This is a genomic window from Sporosarcina sp. FSL K6-3508 (genome assembly GCF_038615825.1).
Taxonomy (GTDB): Bacteria; Bacillota; Bacilli; order Bacillales_A; family Planococcaceae; genus Sporosarcina; species Sporosarcina newyorkensis.
Map to the genome: position 1 here is coordinate 1,838,653 of NZ_CP152016.1, position 24,742 is coordinate 1,863,394.

Here is a 24,742-nt window from a genome sequence, read left to right on the forward strand (position 1 = left end):
TGTAAGGTTGAAATGTATTTAATAAATCTTCTGTGTTTTCATACCGGAAAGCATTTATTACAGAACTTGTCGTGCGCGCCCGTTTGTGTAAGAACGTTTACGAAATATTTGACATTCTTTACATATCGCTTTCGACTAAGTATAATAGACCTGTAAAGTCGATTTCAATGAGCATTTCAATTATATACAAGAGGTGAATTTTGTGAGTGCGGTAGTTTCTAAATAAGAAAACATTATAGGAAATAAGGAAGTATTAACAACAGGGGATTTCAGTTAGTTTCACGCCCCTTATTTTGTTGTGGACTTATTTCCACTTATGAAGATACCTACCATACTTTACAAAAAAGTGCATCACTTCATGATTAGAACTATCGTTATTGATGGTTTTATTTATGTATTTTACTTTTGCATTGTAAACGTAAGCTGCGGTGGATACTGCAGCTTTTTTATATTTATATTCAACTCATTGAAATTTCCTGCTAGGTTTCTTCATTGCTGATCTATTCATCACATGGAGGAGAATGAAAAACATGAATGAAAGTACTTTTGAAAAATTACAGTATAACGAACTAAAAGAGATCATAAAATCTTATTGTGTTAGCGGAATAGGCAAACAACTATTTGATAAATTAATTCCAAGTTCTAACTTAAAAGTAGTCAAACATCGATTAACTGAAACATCTGAAGCACGTGCCATTCTGAATGCAGGTGGTAACGTACCTTTCATGGGTGTTTCCAACATTGAACATACAATTGACAAATTGGAAAAGGGCATAATTTTAACTCCATCAGAGCTTTTAAGTATTTCCGATTTTTTAAGAGGTTGCCGAAAAATAAAAGTTTTCATGTCCAGTAAAGAATTTTTTGCTCCGACATTATCGTCCTATGCCAATTCCATGACAGAATTCATGTCGGTAGAAGAGGATATTAACTTTTCTATAAAAAATAATCAGATTGACTCGGATGCCAGTAAAGAACTCAAACGTATTCGTCATCATATCCAAACAACCGAACAAAAAATAAAGGAACGATTAAATAAATTTCTCAACAGTAGCACAAACAGAAATTATATTCAGGAATTTATAATAAGTATCAAGAATGGTCACTATACCATACCAATTAAATCCTCCTACAAAAATCAAATACAAGGAACTATCATTGAAATATCATCTAAAGGTTCGACAGTCTTTATGGAACCTAGTGTGGTGGGAAAATTAAGTGTTGAATTAGCAACATTAAAATCCGAAGAGGCCATGTTGGAATATCAAATACTAGCTACTTTAACAGGGTTAGTGACTGAAAACCTTCAAGCCATTCATATTAATATTGAGCTTATATCCCAGTATGATATGATTTTTGCTAAAGCTAAATACAGCAAACATGTGGATGGAATTGAGCCAAACATAAACGATTATGGGAATATAAAATTAATAAATTGCAAGCATCCATTACTATCGGGTCATGTTATACCGCTACAGTTTCAGATTGGGAGCGATTATCGCAGCTTAATCATAACTGGACCTAATGCCGGTGGAAAAACAATCGTGCTGAAGACAATTGGCCTTGTTACTTTGGCAACTATGTCTGGGTTCCATATTACCGCTTCGAAAGAAACCGAAATTGCAGTATTTGAGCGTATGTTTGTCGATATCGGTGACAATCAGAGTTTAGAAAATGCACTTAGCACGTTCTCTTCTCACATGAAGAACTTATCAGAGATACTTCGATCAGTAAATAACAATACCCTGTTACTATTTGACGAGATCGGCAGCGGAACAGAACCAAATGAAGGAGCAGCATTAGCAATCTCCCTCTTAGAAGAGTTTTATCTTAAAGGATGTATTACCGTTGCAACAACGCATTATGGAGAAAGAAAACGTTTTTCCGAAATGCATAGTGACTTTATGAACGCCGCTATGCAATTTAATAATGAAACATTGAATCCATTATTTAAACTTCTCATCGGGCAGTCTGGGGATAGTAATGCTTTATGGATCTCTAGAAAAATGAATGTTCCTGAAAATGTTCTAAAAAGAGCAGAGGATTATATGAAAAATAAAGAGTATAGCTTGGAACGATTAAATGAAAGCAAAATTCTAAAGCCAAAAACAGAGGTTGAGAAAGTTAAAAATAATATCGACTATCAAAAAGGAGACCGGGTAAAACTGCTTGACCACGATGACTTTGGAATAGTGTATAAAGAAAAGGACAACTATTCTAACGTTACTGTGTATTATCAAAATCAATTTATTGAAGTAAACGGAAAACGCTTGGTATTAGAATTAAAAGCTGAAGAGTTATATCCAGAGGGCTATGACTTAGACACTTTATTCATTGACTACAATACTAGAAAACTAAATCATGATATAGAGCGAGGATCGAAAAAAGCACTTCGTAAAATTCAGAAAGAAATTCGAAATAATAATAAGTAAACAAAAGATTCCCACTTTCATACGAAGGTGGGAATCTTTTGTACGTTAACACGCCTGCCGATTAACCACATATTGGAAGCTCTCATCCCCATCTTTCTCTAAATGTTTTTTCTCAATACTTCCATCGGTATAGATACCATTACTGTTTCCCCTATCTTATTGTTCTTTTGGGTTTTATTTAGTTTTTTAAACTCTCTAAAAGTATCGTTGTTTTTTATAAAATTACGTCCTATTTGTTAAAAAGACCTTGCCTTTACCTTTTTTGGAAGTTTCTACGACACGAACCGCTTCTTTTACTTTTACTAAATCATAGTGAGAGTCCATTTCCGTCAGTCTTAATTGGTTATCATTTAGTAATGTCAATAAATGATTGAATGTTTCTTGCCACGTATCCGTTGAAACATTTTTATTCCAATGCCGCAAGTGAAAAATGTTCGCGTGTACTTTTGCTTTTTTTACAATATCTGCCCAGTTTACTTGGATTCCTGATAACAGGCCAATCGTTAAAAACTTTCCATTAGGACGTACACAAAAAGCCAATTCGTTTCCAGATGATCCGCCTACAGAGTCAACAGCAGCATCTGCACCGCATCCGTCGGTCAGCTCCATCACCATCTTTTGTAGAGGGGTTTCTGCTGTATTGATGACATCAGTAGCTCCCAGATCAAGTAGTTGTTCTGTATAGACGTTATTTCGCGTCACCGCAATCAAACGAAAACCCAAGACCTTCGATAATTGAGCAAAAATATGCCCGATGGAAGAACCGCATGCATTCACCAATAACGTATCATTCGGTTTTAATTGTAAAACTTCTGTACTCACAATCCACGCGGTAAGTGGATTGATGTACATCTGCGCAGCCGTAAAATTATCGATAGAATCAGGGATAGGCACTGCCCATTCCGCTGCTGTTTTGACGTATTCTTGCCAAGTACCTTCCCCTCGCAAAGGTAACACGCGCTTGCCAATAAGATGTTGAGAAACGGAAGCGCCTACATCTTCCACAATGCCGACACCTTCATACCCCGGTATACTAGGTAAAGAAATTCGATGAGCATACGCTCCTCTAATTGGGATTAAGTCAGATGGGTTAATAGGACGTGCTAACATCCGAACAAACACTTCATGGTCCTTCGGCGGTTCGATCCTTTTATGTTCAATTTTCAATACGTCTAAAGGACTTCCAAACTCGTGAAATGTAATACATTTTGCATCCAATTCAATGAGACCTCCTTCATTTACGGTACTTAGCGCGCTGAAGATGATCTGAAAATTACCTACATTAGTTTCGATCAAGTCTCTCTTTTGTAGCTACTGAAATAAATTGAATAAGAAATCAGCTATGTATGTTTCCAGTAATGCGGCTAGCAGAATGATCGGTAAAACAAAATAAACATATGTTTTCCAGTGGTCAAGAGTCTTTTTTCTAAGCGATATACTGATCTTATCCTTACAGATCAGAATGATTCTCTTTCACATGTGCACAGATCATAGAACGATTCGATGCGGCATGGTTAATGATTTTGCTAAGGATTGTTAAGCTTATTACTTAGTTTCATTAATAAATGTATCAGACATCCATTCATGAAATTTCTCTTTTTCTTCAAGATGCGGGTAATGAGCTGATTTCTCAAAAGGGACAAAATACTTGGATTCGGCTTCTATCGTATCGAAATACTTTTTTGCTGCATTTGATGTGGTCATATAATCATCTGTACCCATGACGAAATAGAAAGGGATTTCAAGTTTTGTCACAATTTCCGGCAATGGATTTTCCAGCATATGGCCTACTAACTTCTCTTGAGAGTACCCCATTCCCATATTGTAGCGAATAACATCCAACAAATTATATTCATTGCTAAATAAAACTCCAATATTATTGCCATCAGGATGATCAATTTGTTTTGTGGATCCGCCATATTTCATCACGTATTCTCTCGGCGTGACCATTTTGCCATTTTCAATTTGCTCTGTTATCCCTTGTAAATACTCCACATCATCAAGATTTCCCGCTTTTTCAGCTTGCGCGATACAGTAAGCCAAACTTTCTTTCTCACTTTCGAGTGTATCACCCATCTGCCCAATCCCAATATACGCTTTATATTTCTCAGGAGATTTATTGGCTGCTTGTATGCCAATGTATGTACCTGACGAATGAGCCGCAAGGATGACTTCTTCTTTCCCAAGACGTTCTGCTATATAGTCTGTCAACGCTAATAGGTCATTAACCAATAAATCCGTGGATAAATTGGAATAGTCCTCAAAAAAATGATACGACTTCCCGCTTGCTCTCTGGTCGTAATTCACCACAGTAAAATTTGTTTCCAATAAATCTTCATATTGAACAGCGTACGGTGTTTCAGGTGATCCAGGTCCGCCATGTACAAGAATCATAACAGGGTTATCTTTATTCGCTCCACGTATCATAATTTCATGTTCCACCCCATTTATTTCCACTTGTTCTAGTGTACTGATACTCGCATCACCTTTTATAGTGGATGTCCAGGTGGGAAAGAAAAGCGCTATCGCGAGTAATGCCGCGCTGGTGAGGGCACTATACATAAGGTATTTCATAATTTTCCTTTTACGCTTCATATCATTTTTTATTCCTTCCCGATTCAATTAATAAGTTCGGTTCTGGTACAGCCTTGTATCATCAGTTCGCCAGCAGGCAGAAATCGCTCAACCTCATCTATCAATATAGTGAGCAGATGCCAGAGGATTACACAACTTCATATACATCTCCTCTGCTGGAAAATACCTGCGTTCGTACTTGCTAATAATCTCTTCCTTCGTGCCGATATAGACATCTCTGTCGATTACACGCTTGAGTCTAGTCTGTTTGTCGACTTCAAGAAAAATGACATGATCCACATACGGTCTTATCTCAGGACGCTGCAGAAAAACCCCTTCGATAAGTACGATCGAGCCAGACGGAATGTCAATTTCTTGTTCGATATAACCATCTGTTTCCTTGTCATAGAGCTCGATTGTCCGCCTCACTTTGCCCCCATTTTTTAAGGGGACTAACAGCTCGTTGATCAAATATTCATAGCGCCATTGCAAATAATAATAGCCATACCACTCTTCATACTCTTCGTTGTAACGGATCTTTTTAGGATGAATGAAATCATCCAGATGAAAAAGGTGCACGCCTTTTATCGCCTGCTGAAGATCCCGCGCATATGTCGATTTTCCTGAACCTCCCAAGCCGTCGATTCCGATCACGACGGTGTAGCCGGTATGTAAGTTGGGTAAATTTGCTGACACGTTGGAACTACCTCCTTGCAAATTCTTTTTACGACGTAGCCCTTAGTCTGCTGATATGCGTGACGAAAAGTATAAGTAGAAATAACAAAGCCACAGCAGACAAGATGACTCCCACGCCAGGTAAAATCCCTTTTCAAAAATACTCGTTATATTCCGAGGGTTAAAAATGAGAGTATTTAAATACAAAATGACAAAAAAATCATGGTTTAAAACACAGTATTCTTAAAAATTCTCATCTTCCCGTATCCTTCCCTTCCAACTAATGGTACGGAAAACACCAAGTGAAGGTTTCGTTTTCAATCTGATTGTAGAATTGCCAACATTCTGTTCATCAACTTAATGGAATCAACCTATTACGGCTCTTTTCCCATTCATGTAACTTTATGAGATGTGGTGCCATCTGATTTGCCTGAGTAGTGACACTTTCGGGTTTCGTAATATTTAGATAAAAGAGCTGATTTATAAATACCTCCTCGATTATTAACCGATTCAGCAAGAATAGGAGTTATGCTTATTCTGCAAAAGTGCTTGTCCGTTGAATAGTCTTTTATAATATGGATTGAACAAAGTTATCCAGTAATTCATTAAATTCTTCATAGTTATCATAATTTGCATTGTGAGAAGCATTATGAATTACTTTTAATGGATAACCCCTTTTTTCCGCCCAGTTATTACAATACTTTTTTATATAGCCTGTTTTGTCGTACTCTCCATAGGTGATCAGGACTGGACAATTAAACTGGACTTCATCTTCTACTTTTAAAAATTCATCATAAACCGCCCCAGTTGCCGTTAGCATGTCTTGTTTGCCTAAATGAAGCAGCGTATTGTACATACTTTTCCTTGCTTCTTCTGTTAGCGTAATGGCTTTTGCTCCTGCTTTACAGTAGTAACTAAACGGGTACAGTCTAGCAATGGTAGAATAATGTTTAATCCAAAAGAGTTCTGAACTTCTGTAATAACCTTTACCAAAAGGCGTTGTTCCTATTCCTATAAATCCTGTTACTTTGTCTTCGTAATCCCGAATGAATGACTGGGCAATATACCCGCCTGCTGATTGTCCCACTAAGACGATTTTATTTATGTTTTCTTGTTCAAGTATAGTCGATAGCTCCTCGTTAACATTCGAGAAAGAAAAATTAGTATAAGGTCTTGATTTTCCATGCAGAGGCCAATCCCAAGTTATCAACTTATACTTATCAGATAAATACTGGACTTGCTTATCAAAAAGTGTGTGATTTGCTGTTAGTCCGTGGCAAAAAACAATTGCAAATTCATTGCGGACATCCAATTCATTTGTCCAGTAATAAACTGTTCCCTCTGATGATTGTATCTTTTTCTCAATCATTGGTGAGACCCCCATATTCATGTACAGCTCGTGTGCAATAGGCATATCTAAACAATTCAACATCTAGAAATTAGCTTCAATCTCTAATAAGTACCATAATTCCTTTAGTTGCTTCCTTCACATGTACTCCATACAACAACCCTTTTTTAGCATATACATTTAGAAGTGTGCTTACTGCCAAAATGGTTCTAACCCACCTGAAAAAATGCGGATTAGAACCATTTTATTTTTCGAACAGTTGCAAACCAATTATCCGTTTCTGTTGAACTTTCATTCAACTGTCTCATTAAAGAATCTAGTTATCGTCCGGCAATGTAACCGATACACCGCGTTCTGCAAAAACTTTCTTTGCAACGGTTAAAGCATTTAAAACACTCGGGAATCCCGTATACGGGATCAGGTGCATGATGCAGCCTACAATTTCATCCGGTGTCAAGCCAACGTTCAACCCGGTCTTGATATGCATCTCAATCTGCGGCTTTCCCTGTGCAACAAGCGCTGTAATGGTGGTAAGGACTTTCTGCTTGTTATCCAATCCCGGACGTGAGTAGATTTCTCCAAAAGCGAATTCCACAACGTATTTGCTTAAATCGGGCGCAATGTCTTTAAATCCTTCCCCAATGTCCATCTCGCCGTTTGGATTTTCATCACCTGATAACGTAAGCTCCTTTAATTTCTCTAAACCTTGCTGGTAACGATCTTCTGTCATGTACATAACCTCCCTGATACGATCATTCGCCATTTTTAAAGCGCTTCATGCCTCACACTTTCGTTGGTGTGGACCAGTGGCAATGGCTTTATCCATTGTAACAAAGATTGCGAAAAATCCAACTTTCATTTTTAGAAATCGATTGTATCTTTTTCACTTTGAGAACATGAAGTTTAGATGAAAGAAAAAAGCATTAGAATCACGAGTGATTGATGGGGAGAAAACCGCCAACCAAAATTTAATTGATTTTCTCCGCCAATTCCAAAACAATCCCTTCCGGCCCACGAACGTAACATAATTTAAAAACATTTTCGTAGTTTTGTATCTCACCTAAAGTTCTGAGCCACTTTTTTTCAACTTGGCAACAATGGCTTCAATATTTTCGACAGCTAATGCAATATGACATACACCCAAAATTAGCGGAAAATAGTGTTGAAAATCTTTACTATCTGAAAGTGTGTGGAATTTGACTAGCTCCAATTTTGTCTCACCGTCCGGCATACCTAACATTACAACCGTCTTTCTAAGGTCAGTTAACCCCATTTTCGGTTCAATCCACTCATCTTCTACTTCTGCTTCTCCCAGCACTTCAAGCCCGAAATCGAGAAAAAATTCTTTAGCAGCAGTGAGATCATTTACGATTATACCTACATGATCATTTTTACGAATCTTGATACCTGTACCTCCTCGTCCCTATTATTTTGCAATATCCTGCATTCATATTAAGTTTGTTTCAGCTCTGCAAGTTTCCGCATCCCATAGCCGAAAGAGTTTATTGAGAAAAGAAGGTATCGAAATGAAGCCAAGCATAAATTTGAAACAAATATTTTGGTCATCTCCTTGCAGATTAATTTCAACATGTCCTGATCCAAAATCCATAACAAAGCGACTTGTATATTGATTTTCCATAAAACCAGTCCTTTAATTAATCTCTTAACTCATTTAGCCTCATTCTAAACTCTCCAATTTTGCTTTCCCAGTTAAATCCCTATTCATTAATTTTAAGTCATTCACAAAACCTCTAATTTCATCTGCTCTTAAACTTGCACTAAAATCAATATTTTTAGCGCAAAACCTCTTGTCCCCTTCTTTACCCCCTTCAACCAATTAAGGTATGTAATGTTCATTTCAACACATTTTTTCGCATGAGCAGTCTTATTTCAGAACGTATCCACTAATTTACTACAAAGGCATCTTCACACCATTTTACTTTACAAAGCATCTGTATGCTCGATTCCATTAGGTAATAAGTTAGACATATCGATCCGTTTCAGCCCCTCTTTAATTTTAGTTGTATACCCTTTCTTATTTTTATCTAAATAGCCTGCTTTTGACTCGATCATCCGCTTAAACACAGGCGTTTTTGCTTCGTCTACAGCAAGCCAGTTCTCATAGGAATCAATCAAATCTTCCAATGTCAGATGGGTATAGTCCCTTCCTGCAAACTCTCCATCGGGCGTCCGCTTATACCATATATCCCCATCATCCCGGATCCAGCTTTTTTCTTCCAGCGCGATCGCTTTTTCAATCGCACTTGCTGTTTCTAGATAAACAGTATCCCCAAACTCTTGATAGGCCAATAAAAGAATGTTCATCCCGCCAAGCTGATGATTCATAGATGTATGCGTAACCACCTTCTGCTTCACTGGGAAATAATCTGGAATATAATAAGCACCTGGCTTCAAACCACTGATATTCCCTTTTTCCTGCTGAGCGACAAGCAAATCAGCATAGTTGCGCAGGCCTTCACTCGCATCCGGATGTTCAAAAGCATCGCCGGCTTTATTCAAGAACAAGGCAATTTGTTCATTAAAACGCGTATCAATAAACGGAGCCGTAAAGCCGTACAAGTCTTTCAGGTAGGTACTGGTCACTTCTGTTTCCCAATACTGTTCCTCTCCTTTGAACAACTGTAAATTGACAAATGCATTATGCAGCAGGTCTTCATAGAACCGCTCTTGTGTCTGTTGGTACAGTTCCATGGCACGGTCTTCTTTCATCATCAGCAAATTACGGCCATACGCACGTCCGGAAGCAGCAATCGGTTCCACGGTCTCGGCCATTTTACTGTAAGCTCCTTTGGCAGTGTACCATTGATTGCGTTTTTTACTATGGAGGGCAAATTCATGCATCCAGTTATCCCTTTGTTCATCTGTAGAGAACAACTTGGTTCCGGATGAAAGAAGCCATTGATCTGTAACATCATCACCATGCGATTGCAATACAAATACAGACACACGCGTGCCGCCCATCACTATGCTGCTGTATACATCTTCTTCTGCCAGAAATTCGCGGGTACGGCTGCTCCCCTGCGCATAGTTTATTTCCAATTCACGGGAACGATACGATTTTCCGATCAGCTCCTGACTGATTTTGTCATCCGTCACCGTCTCCAGTAGACCAACAGGAAATGTCGTCACATCTTCGCCGACTAGTTTCTTCACTTCTTTTTTCGCAGAAAACTTGCTGAACGGTTCGAGTGCATTTGATTTAATTTCGTCTTCAGTCTGTACAAGATCTATACGGATCGGGGTCGTCTCGGGATTCCGTAACTCTGTAAATAAGAAATAGTCACTGTTTGGCAACTGGCGCTTGACCACGGTCATAGTTACAGAATCCTGCCCGTTCACACTGTACGTATACATTTGATCGGTTGCATGACCGTGAGCCTGCGTCCGTTTTTCAATCAACTGCAATTGCTGATCGGACCGCAGAAATACTTTACACTCCTCACCCAATGGTAATTCAATAAATTGCTCCGAATGAGGGACGGCTTCAAATGGTCCGATTGTTTCCGGTTCAGTGAGCTTTACAGCTGCCCGTTCTTTCAATGCGCCCGACTGAATCATCGTCCTATGTAAGAATACTGCGAAGGTCGCTCTTGTGACAGGTGATTTCGGATCAAACGAGCCGTCTTCTTTCCCTGTCGTAATACCATATTGTTTCAGCACGTTTACACTTTGTTTATGAGATATGCCGATTTCATTTTCATCCGTGAACCCACTTGCCGTCCCTGTGTTTTTTAAATTGAACGCGCTGACGATTGCGCTGGCCATCTGTTCTCTTGTTAAGGGGTCACTGACGCCGAACGCGCCGTCCGGTTTTCCGGCAAATATCTTTTCCTGGTATGTCGCCATCGCTCCACGTAAAAAGGATGACTCCTGACTGACATCTGTAAATATCGGTTCATATGGCGTATCGGGTAGTTGTAATGCACTTGCTAATAAATTGGCCGCCTGACCACGTGTTATAACAGCACTCGGTCTAAATTGAAAATCCGGATACCCGGCAATAATCCCTTCATCCGCCAGCTGCATCACTTCATCTTTGGCCCAGAATGTATTGTCTATATCCGAAAATCGCTGGTCCTGCACCGCAGCACCGAAATGGGAAAAAGACAGGCTGGCCAGGGTAATTAAAACAAATAACAAACTAATGAAAAGAACGACCTTTATTTTTCCGAACAATTTTCTCACTATATATTCACTCCGCTATCTGTTATTTTATTTAGAACCCTACAGACGGAGATTTTCTATAAAAGTTTCAAATCATTTGATAAAATAAGTGTATTTCTACTAAATGAAGCTTTATTTAGTAGAATCATAAGAAAAATAACACCTGGCAATTCGGCGTATGAGCGAGAATACTCCCTTTATGATCGCGGGGAGAAGACATATGAGCGAGTTTCGAGTCCGTATGAGCGGCAAACGGATGGATATGAGCGCCCGGCCGAAAATATGATCGCCGACGGGCATCTTATGAGCGTGAGGGTCCTAAAGAAACACTTGATATAAAAAAGGGCTATCCAAGAAATCGTCTAACGACTTCCCGGATAGCCCTATTCAATGATTTCGTCATTTCCCACGCTTCGACAACCGCCCAAGCAAAAATGCACCTGCCGCCAAACCTATTACTGTATTGGTCTTCTTATTAAACACTTGCTTCACCATCAAATTCATATTTTGCGGACGTTCCGCCAATCTGCGCATGAAGTACCCATACCAATCTTCACCGAATGGTACATATGTACAGAAACGGTAGCCTTCCTTCGCTAACGCCAGCTGCAAGTCTTTGCGGAATCCGTACAGCATCTGGAATTCGAATTGATCACGCTCGATGTCATGTTCTGCTGCAAAGCGTTTGACATGATCGATGATCCTATCATCATGCGTGGCAATTGAAGTGAACTTTCCATGAAGCAGATGCCACTCGATGACTCGGATGAAGTTCTCATCAATTTCTTGCTTTTTTTGATAGGCAACAGCAGGCGATTCTTTATATGCACCTTTCACCAGACGCATTCGCATGTCACGATAGGCACGCGTGTCTTTCAATGCGCGATGAAAATATGCCTGAATGACAGTTCCAATGTTCGTATACCCTTCTTCTGCTAATTCATTAACCAGACGGAAGGTAGGTTCAAGCCGCGGATAATTCTCCATATCCAAATTCACGAAGATGTCGTCGCGGCTTGCCTTTTCTGCTATCTCTTTTATTTGCTCTCTACAAAACTCATAATCGATGTCGAGGCCGAGCTGAGATGGTTTCAAGGAGATATGTGCATCTGCTTGCTGATCGTGGATCGCCTTCACTACTGCTAAGATCTGTTCTTTCGCCCTGATAGCCTCGCTTTTGTTGTAAACAAATTCACCTAAATTATCAATGGTACACGCAATCCCTGCTTGATTCAGTTCTTTTACGCTGTCCATCATTTCTGTAATATTTGTTCCAGCCACTACCTGCTGTGCTCCAAGCTGTAAGCCATAGTTCCGAGCGGCGCGGTTCAACAATTGATTTTCCGATAAACCGATAAAGAGATCTCTTAGCATACGTTCCACCTCATTTGTATAGTCTGTATATTCAAATTATAGCATTAATACTTCATATATTCCTACATATCTTCCACATGAAACTTTGTTAAACTCCGATAAATGGCAGCATTCTATCTGCAGGACTTCCTGGCTTGATGAGGTCTTCCAGGTCGAGTAGCGGAATCGGGAAATACGGGAAACCGGCTACGTAAGGTGAGATTTCATAGAGCTGGAAATAGACGACGAGGGAAGTATCTGCGATGTAGAAATCTTGGTCGGGTCGGATCTGTTTAAACGGCTCCAATACAGGCGTTTTCCATTTTTCAATATGTCGGCGGACATATTCAGAAATCCGCTGCACATATGGGCTGCCTGGCTTAAAGAGATCGGGCAAGCTATAGCTTCTGCCTGTACGTGTGTCGAACGTCAGTGACTTACAGACTGTCATCCCATGCGCCCCGCCAGTGAAGGAATAGACAATAAGATTTAAACTGAGGATCCCTCGTTGGTTGTTTTTTATTTCAAAATCAGCTACTAATTCGACCAAACTGGGTTCGTAATAATTTTGTTCCACAAGCAGTTTATTCATCTCCGTGAAAATCACTTGATTGAGCTGCTGCTGAATTTTCGGGTCCTCCAGCTGAATGATGACAGGATAATAAATATTCACTTTGGGTTTCGTATGCGACACATGATACGCTTGTATAACAGCAGGCAATTTCATGGATTCATCCTCTCCAAGGCATTTGTCTACCATATGCAAGGAACACACGGAAAGTTTCTCGCTTTTTCCCCTGCCATATGGTAGGATGGACACTTAATCATATGAGGATGTGAAGTAAAATTGATTACGATTCAATTACCAGAACCAGCTGTGACAATCGTTCGCAGAAAGCAGGAACTGACGCCGGATACGACGCCAATCAAGCCGATCTTCGGTTTTATTGATTTCCATGAAATTCCCCGGGATAAAGGCGGTCTGTTGTTGTTTTACAACCAAAGTGACGAGCTATTATTCGTAGGGAAAGCAAGAAAGTTGCGCCCGCGTCTAAAAAAGCATTTTGAAGACCAAGTATCTCCATTGCGCAATCACCGTGAAGAAGTAGCGAAAATAGCTGCTATTCTTGTGGATGATCCAATGGAGCGCGAGATTTATGAAACGTATGTGATCAATACGGAACGCGCAAAGTACAATACAGAAAAAGCATTTTACAGAGACTAAACTGTCTGCACTCGCAGACAGTTTTTATTTTCGTTTATGCGCCATCTGTACCTTTTGCCAGTTGTACGTCGATAATGTCGGCAACAGGGATTCTTTCCGTACCGAAAGGATCGCCAAGCAGAATTGCGGAATTAGCAGAATCAAGCGCTTCGATCTCTCCCTGATGATAACGCACTTCACCGTCATGCCATGTCTTGATCAACAGTTCACACTTGCTTCGCCAGCCATGTTCCAGCGTCAGCTGCATCGATTGCAGCTCCCAGTCCGTCAGCTCTGATCGTTCAGTGTACTGATCTTCCTGCTGCCAGTCGCGTAGACGTTCTAAATGTTCAGGAAGCATCAGAGAAGTCCATTTGATATTTCCTCGGTCACGATTTCGCTCCATATAATGCTCCTTCCAAAACCGTATATATGTTCGTGATTATACAGAACATATATTCTGAATGCAATGTAAAAAAAGACCATCACAATTGATGATCTCTTTTTGTTCAATTTCATGATTCGGTGACGCAATGTCCTTATCAACAATTGCGCCCTTTAATTGCACAAAAAAGTTAACGCAAGAGTTATTTTCTATTTTTTAACTCTAAAAGTGTGGGAGTTATATTTAATAAAATCGCTATACTCGTTAAAATCCAAAACGCTTTTTCCATCGTAGGCACTACGTCTGATAAAGCAGCCCAATCTTCCGCCTTTACCCAATTGGAGACCATACTATAATCTGCAACAAGGGTTAGAGCAGTAAAAGATAACCCCATCGCCATTGCCAATTTATAATCTTTGCCTGTTCCATACATATATAAATTTATAAAAGTTGCAGTTATTGCTAGGAGTCCGAATATTAGCCACAAAATTACACATCCTCCATTCATACTGAAAGTTCTTATTAATTAAGACGAAACGAGATAGTGAGCAGTTTCATAATTTCAGCATAATGACCCGATCCTGGTATATTGCTATGCCACAAACTCGTCTTGATACTTGAGGACCCAGTTTCATTTAATTTTTCATTAAATAGATAACGCTATCATTTCTTTCAACTTGATTGGATCAGTTCTTTTACTTATATAGTCAGACAAGCAATAGAACCATCGACGTGTTCCCCAAATCGAACTCAAATCAAAGATGTTTCCCTTATTTTAAAACTCTTATCAGTTAAATGTAGTTAACTCTTCTGAAACTGAATTTAAAAATTTCTTCTCAAATTTAATATAGTATGACTCATTCATCATGGAACCTATCATTCCATCGGTTAAAGATACTAATTGTATCGAGGGAAGTTCCAATGGATTCTCCAATAATTGTTCAATTGGAAAATCACCTTCTATTTCAGTTGCAAATTGTTCTAATTGCGTTTGTGGTAACACGTTTATTGTTTGATTTATAACCGCATTAATGAGGTTTAATTGGTCTTTTTCACCCAATTCATTTCCCACTGTAGCATCCATCAGTAATGCCAAAACCTCTTCTCCATTCAAACGATGCGTTCCCTTTTTGAATTCAAATGCTACTTTGGATATTGCTCGGACTCGAATATCTTCTTGCAAGTCGTAATCTATACCATTCACTGAATCAATCATCTTTGAAAAAGCTTCTACATCCATCACAGCATAATAATCAATTGGTAAATCAAATAAATTAGAAATGGTTGTTCGTACATCTTCAATCCCTCCCGAACCATTTACATAAGCGTGCGACAATTTATCATATGGAGTAGTTTTTTCATTATCCAATATCGGAGCATAGGTATCACGAGGAATCGATAGAATCTTCATCATATTTTTATCTTTACTATAAGTAAATAAAAGGTTAATTGGTATTCTATTATTCTCATCTTTCACCGTTAATAAAGTAGTTGAAACTTCATTTTCTTGTACCACTGATTTGCTTGCATTTGCATTACCGTCAATATTTCCGTTGCTTTGGTTGGCAATATCTTTAGGTAGGATTGATGGAATAAACAAAATTATACACAAGCCCGCTACTACTAAAGATGCTGCATGTGGGGCGAACTTTTTTGAAGAAAAAATAATGGATTTCTTTTTTGTATTATGCTTCTCCAGTTTATGAATTTTTTCAAATACCTCATTACGGTCTTCTTTCGTAAATCGTAGTTCTGGGTCATCCGCATTATAAAATTTTTCTCTTAATCGTTTATCTCCCATTCAGCTCTGCCTCCCTTATCATTAACTCTAATCTTTGTTTTGCTCTTCTTAATCGGGTTTTCACTGTATTGACCGGTATATCCAACACTTCGGCAATTTCCTCCGTGTTTAGTGAATCATAGTAATATAGATAAACTACTTCCCGATACACTTTTGGAAGAGAAAAGACAGTATCCTTTATTTTTTTATTCCTGTATTTCTCGATAACTGTTTTTTCTGTTGATGGCAATATGGATTTTGCTGTTTCATTTATAAAGCTTTTTACTTGTACCATTTTGTAATTCCAGCTTTTTAAATGATCTTTACATTCGTTGATTGTTATGCGATATAGTCAGGTTTTGATTTGTGAGTCATAACGGAATGAATCAAGGTTTTTATAGCATTTGATAAACGAATTTTGAACCATGTCCTTAGCAGTCTCTGTGTCTTTCACGTAAGAGAATGCAAGCCACATCAACTCATTACCGTATTTAATCATCACTCTCTCTAGTTCGAAATCTTTTTCTTCTTTGTTCAATCGACTATCCTCCCCTTCAAACCACTTCAAATTCAGCAATTAGACGATTATCAAATCATATTAGGTTCAATTTTTATAAAATTAATTTAAGCACAAGTATAGCTTAAATAAAAAAGCCTGTATCCTGATTACAAGGTAATCAAAGATACAGGCTTTTCAGTTATTATTCTTTCTCAATAGATCGTCTAATTTTGTTCTGGCAATCGGAAGGAACCGACAAACACTTCGAGATCCTGTGCCATTTGATTCGTCTGCGTTGAGCGATCAGCAATTTCCTCGATACTTGCGGTCGTCTGCTCTGCAGCTGCAGCAATATTATTCGTCATATCTTCAATATCTCGAACCGAGTGCGTCAGATTCTCGATTAATTGCACGACTTCACCCGACTTTTCTGATTCTGAAGTCATCAGGCGTGAAATGTTTTTAATTTCTTCAACAGTTTCTGCCACAGCGGAAGAAATATTGCTCAATGACTGAGAGGTGAGTCGTACAGTTTCTGTACCTTTGGTAATATGCTTCGTATTTTCTGATGTGGAAGTGATGACTTGCTGAATTCGTTCTGAAATATCCTGAACCAATTTCTCCACTTCCAGCACTTCTTGATTGGACTGCTCCGCCAATTTTCGTACTTCTTCGGCAACTACCGCAAATCCTTTACCATGTTCGCCGGCACGAGCGGCTTCAATGGATGCGTTCAGGGCGAGCAAGTTCGTTTGTGCCGCAATTCCGGCAATCGACCCTGTAATATCTTGAATTTTCGTTGTGGATTCCACCAAGTTTTGAATGGTATCTCCAACTTCTTGTGACCCGGTTCGAATCAATTCCATGTCTCTGCTGATTTCGTTAGCCCGCTGTGCGCCTTCCAACGCAATGTTCATCGTTTCATTGGAATTGACGAGCATAGCATCTGCATCTTCTTTCGTACTGCGTAAGTCGTTGGCCAAATTCGTTAAGATTTCCGTTGCACTTTCGGCGGTAGTTGTTCCATCTGTCACCGCTGTTGCCACTTCTTCAATGCTATTCGCAACCATAGAGACAGCTTCTCGCATTTCATTCAACGAACTGGATGTTTCGTTCGAGTTCTCTGACAACTGATGCGACGTAGTATTCATCGTCGCGATCATTTCTTGCAAATTCACTGTCATGCGATTCAACGTGCGTGCCAAGTCCCCTACTTCATCGTTCGAGTGGACGGTTGTGGTTTCCACTGCCAAATCTCCATCCGCAATTTTCTTCGCTTGGACAATCAAGCTGGAAATCGGCTTCGTTTTTCGACGAATGAGGAAGCCTGTTACAATGGAAGCTAGCAGCATCGGAATAATGCTGATCAAAATGCCGTCGCGCACAACATCCCACGTACGATTTTTCACGATATCGGCATCAAAATCAATGACACTGACCGCAATAATTTCCTTGCTTGGATCATGGTCTTTATGGATAGGCGCATAACCGGATAATCTCTTCATGCCGCCAAACTCATAAGGTTCGGAATAGGAAGGATGTGCGTGTGCCAGCAAATCGTCCACTGCTTTCTTATCCATGTGGAACGCATCTCCAGGCTTAAACCCTTTACTTTTCAGATTGTCATCCAATGCAATCAAATTACCATCCAAATCCAAAATATATTGCGTTTCAAATATATCTTTGTGATCAGTTGTCCAATTCAATGTTTTTCCAATTTCATCCTGCGTCTGAAGATCACCAGCCATCGCCTTTTCCATTTCATCCGGACGAATCAGACCGGTTGTAATATTGGCACAGCCATATGCTTCAATTCCAGCTGCGTCATATAATTTATCATATGCTGTTTTGTACGTGGCAATCGATGTGATCGCTAGCATTACTACTAAGATCCCGGCAATAATCGTTCCTAGTTGAAATGTTAGTGAATCTCTAAATTTCATCAATCTTTTTGCCCACCTTTCTCTTTCTAATCATCTAGTTCATTCGTTGTCTTAATAATACGCTATCAATCTGTAATTAAAAAGTAGAAAATGTAAATCTCTTTATTTTCGATAGCATAGTAAAGTAGTTCATGGCGAATTTGTCATAGAAATGTTGTAAATACTCAAATTGCTGTATAATGAATAGTATATGAACATAAGGTTTATCTTTATTCAGCAGAAAACCCCCGCCTTTATGGCTGGTGAGAGGAATACGGTTTTCTTTCCTGTTCAACGGATTTCCAGAACAAAGATAAAGCTTCCGGCAGATGTCACAAATTTTAAATCCAAAATTTGGGCGCAATACCGCCGGGACATAATTGATCATAAAAGAAAGGCAGGTGTCCCATTTGAAAGATGAACAAACCTTCTTCAATTTGCTCCATACGATGGATCAAGTAACGAATAAAATGCTCATTCGCTTCCAGCGTGAGTCTGAGTTGTCACTTGGCATTTCTCACATCCTAGTGCTGTTAGAACTACATAACAACGGGGAACTGCGTCCATCCGATCTGGCAGAGACTCTCGGCTATACGCCAGCCTCTCTTACTCATTTATCGACCAAACTCATCAAAAATGAATATATTACGCTACGAAATGATAAAGAAGATCGACGTACGAAGTATTGGAATATCACACCTCTTGGCTTGGAGGTCTTGAATGAAGCTAAACGATACGGTCAACAAGTACGAACCGAATTTTTTAGCCATCTATCTGCCGCCGAGCAGAGCCAATTGTTAAAGATTTATACGAAGTTGAATGAGACATTCATCTGATTTTTAATGCGTCAAAAAAGGCTGTCACTGAAAGAATTTTCTTTCGGCAACAGCCTTTTGCATGCGTTATTATCGAAGTTTGATGGAACCGCCGTCCACCATCAATGTCTGACCTGTTATATAATCCGAGTCTTCGCTAGCAAGAAAAACAGCAGTCCGGCCAATGTCTTTTTCAGGATCTCCAAGTCGGCCTAAAGGGTTCTTGCTGAGCATGGCTTTATAGAAATCAGGATGTTCTTCTGCCCACTGTTCAATCCCCGGAGTTTTCGCAATCGGGGAAATCAAGTTGCATGTAATACCATATTGTCCCCATTCGTTTGCAGCTACCCGAGTAACCGCACGGATCGCTTCTTTTGCGGCTGCATAGGAAACTTGATTGACGTCCCCGTTAATTCCTGCGCCTGATGCAAAATTCACGACTTTTCCCTTTGTCTCTTTTAAATGTGGAAGCGCTGCCTGCATCAAATAAAAAGTAGGGTAGAATCCCGTGCCGAATGAAAGGTCTAGGTCTTCTTTAGTTGTTTCCTCGAATGGCTTCATACGTGAAGCGTGCGCATTGTTGACCAAGATATCCAATTTCCCAAAGGTCTGGACTACTTTTTCCACAATAGATGGTAAGGTCAAATGATCGGATAGATCCGCCTGAATGAATATGGACTGAGGAGAAATTTCTTTCAGTTTTTCTATCGCTACCTCACCTGCTTGTTGATTGAAGTCGACAATGGCAACGATTGCACCTTCTTTTACATAGGCTGTTGCAATTCCAAAGCCGATGCCGCCTGCTCCCCCGGTAATGATGGCAACTTTGTTTTCTAGTTTCATAATCAACAACTCCTTCATGCAGTTAGTTTAACATTAAACAATAAGCGCAGTAAATGATTTCAACTCACAAAAAGGGCAGAAAAGTATTCCCTTTTGGCGCAACGAAATTTTTTTCGAAAATGAGATAGATACAAAGTGGATAAATCCTGTTTTTATGATATGTTAAGCATATCAAATAGAAGCCACAAGCAAGCTGGGGTTTAGATTCTCTTCATTTGTGGAAAGACAAGGGTATGGAACGTCAACCCGCAATTGCATTTCGGCAGACGTTTTGTATAAAATAGTTCATGTTTTTATTATGTGGAGGTGACGAGATTGAAGGTGCTCTTGTATATTAGTGCCATAGTCGCCGTAGCGGCCTTAGTAGTCATTGCAATTGCTATTATCAAAACGGCCAAAACGGTCAAAGAAGCAATGAAAGACGTAACGGACACGATGAAACGCGTAGAATTAAAAGTGGGTGGCATTACAGATAAGACGGATCAGCTGATGAATCAGACGAATCGAATTGCGGAAGATGCGAATGCCAAATTACAATCTGTTGATGGATTGGCGGCTTCGGCAAAGGAACTTCGTGATTCTACAGAGTATGTACAGCATTCCTTAACGAAAATAGCCGATCAAGTAGCTGCGCCCCCAGGAAAATACGCAAAACTGATGCAACAAACAACTGTTTTATCTGAAGCAGCAGCGCGTATGTATTACAGCGCGAAGCAACAGAAAGGAAAGAGGTGAATTTGATGGATTGGGTACTAGGCATAGGCGTCTTACTAATTGGCATTGCACTTATTATAGTAGCCGTCATTCTGATCAAACCGCTTGGGAAGTTAACCGAGGTGTTGGAAAGCGTTAAAAAGACGACAGATACCCTGCCGTCAACGGTAGCGGATTTAACGGGACAGACACAGCAAATACTTCACACAAGCAATGAAACGATCAGCAATGTAAACAAGCAAATTACAGAAGTAACGCCTGTTTTCGAAATCGTCGGCGATGTTGGTGAAGCGTCACGTGAGGTAACAACAGCTGCGCTCGATCGTTCCGTACGATTGAAAGAGCGTGTCGGAAATGCAAGTGACTTTGTGAAAGAGAAAGAATACAAAGGATTATACGGGTTAGTGACAATCGTGTTTTATTTGTTGCAACAGCGTAAAGAACTGAAGAAACTTCAAAAACTATAAGACATGATTGCCCTCCTGTAGTATGTTGCAGGAGGGCATTTTGCATGCAAACTACATTTAACAGGGTGGATGCCCCATTTGTGGAACAACTTCATCTTGCGGAACTCAAGAAAGACCTTTATTTGTATTCATTTCAATATAAAAAGGAATAATATCGACATAATGACCGTTTTTCTGTCTAAATCCTCCTGGAATTAAACCTAGCGGGGTAAATCCTAGTTTTTTGTATAGGTGAATCGCCCCTTCGTTCGTAGCCAGCACCGCATTAAATTGCATGATTCGAAAACCCAGTGATTTTGCTCTTTCCAGTGAATCAACCACTAGCCTTTCGCCAATACGTTTACCTCTTTGTCCAGCTTTGACACCATAGGAAGCGTTGGCAATATGTCCGCAACGCCCTACATTATTCGGGTGTACAATATAAAGACCCACTATCTCACCGTTGTCGACGGCCACACCTGTATAGGATTGTTCTGCAAAAAAAGAACGTGCTTCCTCAATTGTCAATGGCTCCTCTTCTGGGAAAGCCATACCTTCTTCCACAATATCATTCCATATTGTGATCATGTGTGATAAGTCCGCGTCTTCATATTTCCTAATAATTACTGCCACTCCAATTCCCCCTTTATAACAAATACTATTATTTCGCAAGCCATGATGCGTTAATGAAAAAAATGCCCTATGGCAGGCTCAATCAGAAATCATTTACCATTTAAGAAGAGCTCCCTTTTGTTGAAAGCTACCCCAATGTTGTGTTGAACTCCTTATTATTCTTTTCCACTAAACTCTAAAATATTTAAACCCTCGAATGCCTCTGGTGCTTCAAAAAAGTTAGTAACATGAGTAAACACCGCTTCCGTGTCAAAATCCGCTCTTTCAGGTTGTTCGTTACGCCTTTGTGCAATTTGACGTAAGCATTGCTCGTTATTAAGATTAAGGAAAATTAATTGATGGCTTGCATTGACATCTAATACCATATCCAAAAACCATTTTCGTTGCTTTTGAGTGTTAGCTGGAAAATCCATCACTACATCTGTACCGACGCTTAATATATTTTGGACATGCTTTTTCACCAACGGCTTGATCTGCGCCGAAAATTTTAGATAATCCTCAAATGATCCGATTTGATTGGGATAAAGAGATGAAAGCCATTCATCCTCAGATAACAGTACCGCATGTTTATCTATTGCCATTTGTTTTGATTTAGTTGATTTTCCTGCGCCCATTTTTCCACAGAAAAAGTATAGCGTCCCTGATGGTTTCATATTTTTAAACCTCCAAGTTTATTTTAGTGGTGTTGCCCCACCTTGTAAAACATGTCATTCAACAATTGGGACCGATTATAGTATATGTTTTTAAACCGTCACGCCCATAATTGAAGACTACGGCTTACCTATTACTGGATATACATAGGTTATATCCTCTAACTCTTTAATAACCTCTTCTAAATAGGATTGATTTGATACAAATTCAAAGGTTAGTACCGCACCGCTTCCTGCTGGATAACATGTCTCTCCAGACCAATCTATATGACCCCGCTTATCCATTTCACCTTCAAGATGTATATAGTTTTCTAAACTTGTCAATTTCGCTTTCCCAGATAAATTCCTATGCATTAACTTTACGTCATTCAAAAAATCTCTAATTTCATCTGCTCTTAAACTTGCACTAAAGTCAACTGTATACCCTGGAATTTCAATTTTCACATTTGAACTAAGCCAGTTTCCGTCCCAATAATCAGAACTGTTCGGATACATACGAGCTAAGACATCTATTTCTAATACAGTTTTCTCTCCTAACAGATGGAACTTCATTTTAACACCTCACTCTATCGCTTATTCCATTAAGCCCACCCGATTGCCGACACTATATATAGGCTACTCTCCAATGCTTTTAACCTTTTCAAAAAGATAAAGTAGCACAATCGCCCCTAAAATAACCATAGCTAAGATGTAAAAATTTGATTTGAAAGCATGACTTAGGGAATCCATGCTACTTATAGCTACACCTCCTACAATAAAAGATTATATTACCATGGACAATACCCTGTCCTTCATATTAATCCCTCCAAAATTTGGCCCGATAATAAAAAATCCACGTTTCTTTATGCCGTTAAAGCGCACAAAATCACAGCCCTTAAATTACTTTTGAATCGACTGTACAACTTGAGCTATGGCAAATACTACTACACTTGCAGTGACTGCAAGAATCATGTAAGCAACAGGATCTAAGGATAAATTCTCTGTGTAATAGGCAATAATACCAACGGTTAAGAAAAGCTGGATAAAAATAAAAGAGATGAAACATGATACGAGTCGAACATTCCAAGTCCGTTCATCCTCCACAATTTCAGTTGAAGACCAACCTTCCTTAACCCCCTTTACAAAAAGAGTAATAGTGGTAAATCCATATAGGATAGAGATTAGCCCCCATAACCACCAAATCATCGCCCCATTGGAATATGATGAAATACTTACATATGCAAATGCCGCACACAATAACATATTGAATATCAACAATCCCCACTTTGGTAAACGCATACTGAATTCTCCTTTCTTGTTAATAAGTTTTAATCGTCAATCCAAAAAAGCTCGTCTAATGGTTTTTCTAAAAACCGTGCGATTAGAAGACATATTCGAATGGAAGGATTATATTTTTGTGCTTCAATTAAATTCATCGTCTGTCGGGTAACTCCGACCAAGTTGGCTAATTCTATTTGGGTCATCTTTCCCTTTTCAATCCGAGTAATTTTTACTTTATTTTTAACTGAGATTTCTTTCAAAAACCTTCACCTCAATTCCCTACTTTGATTGTAATATATAGTATCCAAATGTCAATTATAAATTACAAGATACATAAAACAATTCTGCACCTTTATTTAGATGCAGGCAATACAGTTAAGTTGGTTATGAGTTCTACATTCGTGCAGTAAATTCCTTGAAACTGTGTACATCAATAAAAACGGGGATACCAATTCATATACGAATGGTGTCCCCGTTAAGCTGTTATATATTATTTTCTATCCAAGGATCGAATTCACCAGCTTTCAGTAACCGGTGTTTTCAGGTGATGGTAACTTTTTCAAGGGTTGATCTTGCGCTACTCTTGAATGGGTTGATCCTGTAGAAGATTCTTTACGCTTTTTCAAGAAATAGTAACCTAACATCGCCGAGCCGTAAATATTACCAAGTCGTTTATTTTGCTCGGATTTATTAGCATGCTCACCTTTTTGCTGTACCGATGAAGTTACATCCACTAGAGAAGAAGTCAAACCTTGTGTGGTTTCACCGAGATCTCCAACTACTTGAAACAGCGGAGTCAAATTTTCCAATTTCGTATTCATATCCGCTAACGTGTTATTACTGTTTTGAATCAAATTTCCCGTTTCATCTAAAATGCCATTCAGTTGGCGAGGTAACTCCCCTACCGTCTTATCTACGTCCTGCAAGATATTCCCTACCTGCTGCAAGACTTTAGAGAAATAAATGGCTAAAATTATAAAGGCGATACCAATCAATACGACGCCAATTCCTACGAGATCCATCT

The 24,742-nt window shown here is 39.2% G+C and carries 25 protein-coding genes and 1 pseudogene; 5 read left to right on the forward strand and 21 right to left on the reverse strand.

Translation table 11 applies throughout. From position 1 onward, the window contains the following. Window positions 1-530 precede the first annotated feature (530 nt). The gene (locus MKX97_RS09025; protein WP_342535807.1) at window positions 531-2,432 is read left to right on the forward strand and encodes an endonuclease MutS2; all 1,902 of its coding nucleotides are present in this window, start codon (window positions 531-533) and stop codon (window positions 2,430-2,432) included. A gap of 222 nt (window positions 2,433-2,654) precedes the next feature. Here MKX97_RS09025 and MKX97_RS09030 read toward each other — a convergent pair whose 3' ends face one another. From MKX97_RS09030 to MKX97_RS09070, 9 genes are all read right to left on the reverse strand, one after another. Further along, window positions 2,655-3,650, reverse strand: a complete 996-nt coding sequence (locus MKX97_RS09030; RefSeq protein ID WP_342535808.1) for a zinc-dependent alcohol dehydrogenase family protein — start codon at window positions 3,648-3,650, stop codon at window positions 2,655-2,657. A 327-nt stretch (window positions 3,651-3,977) separates the two neighbouring features. Continuing rightward, window positions 3,978-5,006, reverse strand: a complete 1,029-nt coding sequence (locus tag MKX97_RS09035) for an alpha/beta hydrolase (protein ID WP_342535809.1) — start codon at window positions 5,004-5,006, stop codon at window positions 3,978-3,980. 114 nt (window positions 5,007-5,120) lie between these two features. Further along, entirely contained in the window at window positions 5,121-5,702 is a 582-nt protein-coding gene (locus tag MKX97_RS09040; RefSeq protein WP_009496534.1) for a uridine kinase, read from the reverse strand. Between the two features lie 547 nt (window positions 5,703-6,249). After that, window positions 6,250-7,050, reverse strand: coding sequence for an alpha/beta hydrolase (locus MKX97_RS09045; protein ID WP_342535810.1), 801 nt, complete (start codon window positions 7,048-7,050; stop codon window positions 6,250-6,252). Window positions 7,051-7,345: 295 nt separating this feature from the next. Then, window positions 7,346-7,759: a carboxymuconolactone decarboxylase family protein gene (locus MKX97_RS09050; protein ID WP_342535811.1), complete on the reverse strand. Its 414-nt coding sequence runs from the start codon at window positions 7,757-7,759 to the stop codon at window positions 7,346-7,348. A 330-nt stretch (window positions 7,760-8,089) separates the two neighbouring features. Beyond that, window positions 8,090-8,434, reverse strand: a complete 345-nt coding sequence (locus tag MKX97_RS09055; protein WP_342537498.1) for a VOC family protein — start codon at window positions 8,432-8,434, stop codon at window positions 8,090-8,092. Between the two features lie 536 nt (window positions 8,435-8,970). Continuing rightward, window positions 8,971-11,235, reverse strand: coding sequence for an S-layer homology domain-containing protein (locus MKX97_RS09060; RefSeq protein ID WP_342535812.1), 2,265 nt, complete (start codon window positions 11,233-11,235; stop codon window positions 8,971-8,973). A 378-nt stretch (window positions 11,236-11,613) separates the two neighbouring features. Further along, complete coding sequence (locus MKX97_RS09065) at window positions 11,614-12,588, reverse strand: proline dehydrogenase family protein (protein WP_342535813.1); 975 nt, start codon at window positions 12,586-12,588, stop codon at window positions 11,614-11,616. A gap of 88 nt (window positions 12,589-12,676) precedes the next feature. After that, window positions 12,677-13,294 (reverse strand): DUF3298 and DUF4163 domain-containing protein, encoded by a 618-nt coding sequence (locus tag MKX97_RS09070; RefSeq protein ID WP_009496524.1) that lies wholly within the window; start codon window positions 13,292-13,294, stop codon window positions 12,677-12,679. Between the two features lie 120 nt (window positions 13,295-13,414). Between MKX97_RS09070 and MKX97_RS09075 the strand changes: the two genes are divergently transcribed. Next, entirely contained in the window at window positions 13,415-13,792 is a 378-nt protein-coding gene (locus MKX97_RS09075; RefSeq protein WP_009496523.1) for a nucleotide excision repair endonuclease, read from the forward strand. 34 nt (window positions 13,793-13,826) lie between these two features. Here MKX97_RS09075 and MKX97_RS09080 read toward each other — a convergent pair whose 3' ends face one another. The 5 genes and pseudogenes from MKX97_RS09080 to MKX97_RS09100 form a co-directional block, all read right to left on the reverse strand. Beyond that, window positions 13,827-14,177: a YolD-like family protein gene (locus MKX97_RS09080; RefSeq protein ID WP_078816711.1), complete on the reverse strand. Its 351-nt coding sequence runs from the start codon at window positions 14,175-14,177 to the stop codon at window positions 13,827-13,829. Between the two features lie 181 nt (window positions 14,178-14,358). Continuing rightward, window positions 14,359-14,643, reverse strand: a complete 285-nt coding sequence (locus MKX97_RS09085; protein WP_078816712.1) for a hypothetical protein — start codon at window positions 14,641-14,643, stop codon at window positions 14,359-14,361. A 300-nt stretch (window positions 14,644-14,943) separates the two neighbouring features. After that, entirely contained in the window at window positions 14,944-15,957 is a 1,014-nt protein-coding gene (locus MKX97_RS09090) for an LCP family protein (RefSeq protein ID WP_342535814.1), read from the reverse strand. Continuing rightward, window positions 15,947-16,474, reverse strand: a pseudogene (locus MKX97_RS09095) (sigma-70 family RNA polymerase sigma factor). Before MKX97_RS09095 ends, MKX97_RS09090 begins: the two are co-directional and overlap by 11 nt. Window positions 16,475-16,659: 185 nt before the next feature. Continuing rightward, a complete protein-coding gene (locus tag MKX97_RS09100; RefSeq protein WP_342537499.1) occupies window positions 16,660-18,378 on the reverse strand; it encodes a methyl-accepting chemotaxis protein in 1,719 nt (572 codons plus the stop codon). Between the two features lie 389 nt (window positions 18,379-18,767). Between MKX97_RS09100 and MKX97_RS09105 the strand changes: the two genes are divergently transcribed. Beyond that, entirely contained in the window at window positions 18,768-19,193 is a 426-nt protein-coding gene (locus tag MKX97_RS09105) for a MarR family transcriptional regulator (RefSeq protein WP_009496516.1), read from the forward strand. A 69-nt stretch (window positions 19,194-19,262) separates the two neighbouring features. Here MKX97_RS09105 and MKX97_RS09110 read toward each other — a convergent pair whose 3' ends face one another. Then, window positions 19,263-20,018: an SDR family oxidoreductase gene (locus MKX97_RS09110; RefSeq protein WP_176132491.1), complete on the reverse strand. Its 756-nt coding sequence runs from the start codon at window positions 20,016-20,018 to the stop codon at window positions 19,263-19,265. Window positions 20,019-20,336: 318 nt separating this feature from the next. On the opposite strand from MKX97_RS09110, the gene MKX97_RS09115 reads away from it, so the two are divergent. Both MKX97_RS09115 and MKX97_RS09120 read left to right on the forward strand, forming a co-directional pair. Further along, on the forward strand, window positions 20,337-20,750 hold the full coding sequence (locus tag MKX97_RS09115) for a DUF948 domain-containing protein (RefSeq protein ID WP_245799445.1): 414 nt from the start codon (window positions 20,337-20,339) through the stop codon (window positions 20,748-20,750). A 5-nt stretch (window positions 20,751-20,755) separates the two neighbouring features. Then, window positions 20,756-21,196, forward strand: coding sequence for a DUF948 domain-containing protein (locus MKX97_RS09120; RefSeq protein WP_009496513.1), 441 nt, complete (start codon window positions 20,756-20,758; stop codon window positions 21,194-21,196). Window positions 21,197-21,301: 105 nt separating this feature from the next. Here the strand turns inward: MKX97_RS09120 and MKX97_RS09125 are convergent, their stop codons facing one another. The 6 genes from MKX97_RS09125 to MKX97_RS09150 all read right to left on the reverse strand — a co-directional run bounded on the left by MKX97_RS09125 (window position 21,302) and on the right by MKX97_RS09150 (window position 24,740). Then, the gene (locus tag MKX97_RS09125) at window positions 21,302-21,808 is read right to left on the reverse strand and encodes a GNAT family N-acetyltransferase (RefSeq protein WP_342535815.1); all 507 of its coding nucleotides are present in this window, start codon (window positions 21,806-21,808) and stop codon (window positions 21,302-21,304) included. Window positions 21,809-21,963: 155 nt separating this feature from the next. Then, entirely contained in the window at window positions 21,964-22,461 is a 498-nt protein-coding gene (locus tag MKX97_RS09130; RefSeq protein WP_078816717.1) for an ATP-binding protein, read from the reverse strand. Between the two features lie 117 nt (window positions 22,462-22,578). Next, window positions 22,579-23,010, reverse strand: coding sequence for a hypothetical protein (locus MKX97_RS09135; RefSeq protein ID WP_340758888.1), 432 nt, complete (start codon window positions 23,008-23,010; stop codon window positions 22,579-22,581). A 327-nt stretch (window positions 23,011-23,337) separates the two neighbouring features. Beyond that, on the reverse strand, window positions 23,338-23,736 hold the full coding sequence (locus MKX97_RS09140) for a hypothetical protein (protein WP_342535816.1): 399 nt from the start codon (window positions 23,734-23,736) through the stop codon (window positions 23,338-23,340). A gap of 29 nt (window positions 23,737-23,765) precedes the next feature. Further along, window positions 23,766-23,969, reverse strand: a complete 204-nt coding sequence (locus MKX97_RS09145) for a helix-turn-helix transcriptional regulator (protein WP_040758736.1) — start codon at window positions 23,967-23,969, stop codon at window positions 23,766-23,768. 273 nt (window positions 23,970-24,242) lie between these two features. Continuing rightward, window positions 24,243-24,740, reverse strand: coding sequence for a DUF948 domain-containing protein (locus tag MKX97_RS09150; RefSeq protein WP_078816720.1), 498 nt, complete (start codon window positions 24,738-24,740; stop codon window positions 24,243-24,245). Window positions 24,741-24,742: the final 2 nt, after the last annotated feature.

What these genes read in the sequence shown, in the direction of transcription:
- MKX97_RS09025 (WP_342535807.1), top strand. Translation starts at nt 531, where the DNA reads ATGAATGAAAGTACTTTTGAAAAATTACAGTATAACGAACTAAAAGAG.
- MKX97_RS09035 (WP_342535809.1), bottom strand. Translation starts at nt 5,006, where the DNA reads ATGAAATACCTTATGTATAGTGCCCTCACCAGCGCGGCATTACTCGCG.
- MKX97_RS09045 (WP_342535810.1), bottom strand. Translation starts at nt 7,050, where the DNA reads ATGATTGAGAAAAAGATACAATCATCAGAGGGAACAGTTTATTACTGG.
- MKX97_RS09050 (WP_342535811.1), bottom strand. Translation starts at nt 7,759, where the DNA reads ATGACAGAAGATCGTTACCAGCAAGGTTTAGAGAAATTAAAGGAGCTT.
- MKX97_RS09065 (WP_342535813.1), bottom strand. Translation starts at nt 12,588, where the DNA reads ATGCTAAGAGATCTCTTTATCGGTTTATCGGAAAATCAATTGTTGAAC.
- MKX97_RS09070 (WP_009496524.1), bottom strand. Translation starts at nt 13,294, where the DNA reads ATGAAATTGCCTGCTGTTATACAAGCGTATCATGTGTCGCATACGAAA.
- MKX97_RS09080 (WP_078816711.1), bottom strand. Translation starts at nt 14,177, where the DNA reads ATGGAGCGAAATCGTGACCGAGGAAATATCAAATGGACTTCTCTGATG.
- MKX97_RS09090 (WP_342535814.1), bottom strand. Translation starts at nt 15,957, where the DNA reads ATGGGAGATAAACGATTAAGAGAAAAATTTTATAATGCGGATGACCCA.
- MKX97_RS09100 (WP_342537499.1), bottom strand. Translation starts at nt 18,378, where the DNA reads ATGAAATTTAGAGATTCACTAACATTTCAACTAGGAACGATTATTGCC.
- MKX97_RS09120 (WP_009496513.1), top strand. Translation starts at nt 20,756, where the DNA reads ATGGATTGGGTACTAGGCATAGGCGTCTTACTAATTGGCATTGCACTT.
- MKX97_RS09130 (WP_078816717.1), bottom strand. Translation starts at nt 22,461, where the DNA reads ATGAAACCATCAGGGACGCTATACTTTTTCTGTGGAAAAATGGGCGCA.
- MKX97_RS09135 (WP_340758888.1), bottom strand. Translation starts at nt 23,010, where the DNA reads ATGAAGTTCCATCTGTTAGGAGAGAAAACTGTATTAGAAATAGATGTC.
- MKX97_RS09140 (WP_342535816.1), bottom strand. Translation starts at nt 23,736, where the DNA reads ATGCGTTTACCAAAGTGGGGATTGTTGATATTCAATATGTTATTGTGT.
- MKX97_RS09150 (WP_078816720.1), bottom strand. Translation starts at nt 24,740, where the DNA reads ATGGATCTCGTAGGAATTGGCGTCGTATTGATTGGTATCGCCTTTATA.